This window comes from Rhodovulum sp. (genome assembly GCF_011048875.1).
Classification (GTDB): domain Bacteria; phylum Pseudomonadota; class Alphaproteobacteria; order Rhodobacterales; family Rhodobacteraceae; genus Rhodovulum; species Rhodovulum tesquicola.
The window spans coordinates 1-1,574 of sequence record NZ_DSDD01000093.1; the positions used below are offsets into that span (position 1 = coordinate 1).

A 1,574-nucleotide genomic window follows, 5' to 3' on the forward strand; every position below is an offset into this window, starting at 1 on the left:
ACCGCCGCGCGGTACTGGCCGGGCTGGCCGCGCTGGCCCTTGCGCCCCCGGCGCGAGGGGCGGAGCGGCTGACGCTCTGGGGTATTCCGGGCACGCCTTCGGCGGTCTTTGCCCGCGCGGTGGTCTCTGACCGCTTTCAGGCCGCAGCCCCCGGCGCGCGGTTCGAGATCTGGAAAAGCGCCGACCAGTTGCGCGCGGGCATCGCCTCGGGCGCGTTCCGGCTGTTTGCCAGTTCCACCTGTGCTGCGGCCAATTTCTTCAATCGCGGGGCGGGCACGCGGATGGTGAATGTCGTGACCTGGGGCGTGCTTCATGTCATGGCGCGCGATGACCGCATCCGCTCGATCGCGGATCTGGCGGGCCGCCGGGTGCTGCTGTCGAACAAGAACGAGGCGCCGGATCTGTTGTTTCGCATGGTGCTGGGCTGGGCCGGGCTGGACCCCGACCGCGATCTGCGGCTCGACTATGTCGGCTCGCCCGGCGAGGCGGTGCCGCTGTTCCTGGCCGGGCGGGGCGATGTGGCGCTGCTGCACGAACCAGCCGCCAAGGCCGCGCAGATCCGCGCCGAACGTGAAGGCTTGCCCATGATCCGCGCGCTCGACATCGCCGAGATCTATGGCCGGCATACCGGGTGCGGCCCGCGGATTCCGCAGGTGGGACTGGCGGTCAGCGCCGAGTTTCTGGACAGCGCGCGGCAGGCGCAGGAGGATATCGAGACCTATTTCCAGCACCTCATGGCGCTGGCGCCGGCATCGTCGCGCACCGCCCGCCCGATGCCGATTTCTACCGGGGCTAGGGTCACATGGCGCGAAAACGCCCTGCCTCCCGGCTCTGGAGCCTTGCGGGCCTTGCCCTGTTGCTGGTCCTTTGGGCGGCCGGGCATTGCATCTGGGGGCCGCTGGTACTGCCCGGTCTGGCCGAGACGGGCGTAACCCTCTGGCGCATGATTGCAGAGGGCATGGTTGCCCCCGCGCTGGCCCAGACCGCCGGGAATGCCGGGATGGGCCGGGCCGCGGGCGCGGCGGCGGGGATGATCGCCGGGACGCTTGCGGGCCTGCGCCCCGAGGCGCAGCGGGCGTTGCAGCCGGTCGCGGTGGTGCTGCCGGGGATCCCGGCGATTGCCTGGGTGGTGCTGGCGCTCCTGTGGTTCGGTGGGCGCTGGGCGGTCGTGTTCACCGTGGCCGTGGCAACCGGCCCGCTGGTCTTTGCCGCCGCCGTGGCCGGGGTTCACAGCCTTGATGGCGGGCTGATCCGGATGGCGCAGGCGTTCCGCGTTCCCCTTGGCGCAAGGCTGGCCCACATGCACCTGCCGCATATGCTGGTCCATGTCTTTCCCACGCTGGCCACGACGCTGGCGATGTCGTGGAAGGTGTCGGTCATGGCCGGGTTGCTGGCCGGTGCGGGCGGCATTGGCGACGGGCTGGCCACCGCGCGCGCCCATGTCGATACGGCCGCGATGATGGGCTGGGTGCTGGTCGTGGTGGCGGTGCTGGTCGCGGTCGATCTGGCGCTGTTGCAGCCGCTTCAGCGCCGCATGGTCCATTGGCGCGACGATGGGCGGGGCGTGGGGGCAT

General features: G+C 71.0%; 2 protein-coding genes. Both read left to right on the plus strand.

Annotation, left to right across the window (positions count from 1 at the left end; genetic code table 11):
- The coding region (locus tag ENN83_RS03165; protein WP_287184016.1) for an ABC transporter substrate-binding protein at positions 1 to 932 on the plus strand (932 nt) is incomplete at its 5' end.
- 11 nt (positions 933 to 943) lie between these two features.
- The coding region (locus ENN83_RS03170; RefSeq protein ID WP_287184020.1) for an ABC transporter permease subunit at positions 944 to 1,574 on the plus strand (631 nt) is incomplete at its 3' end.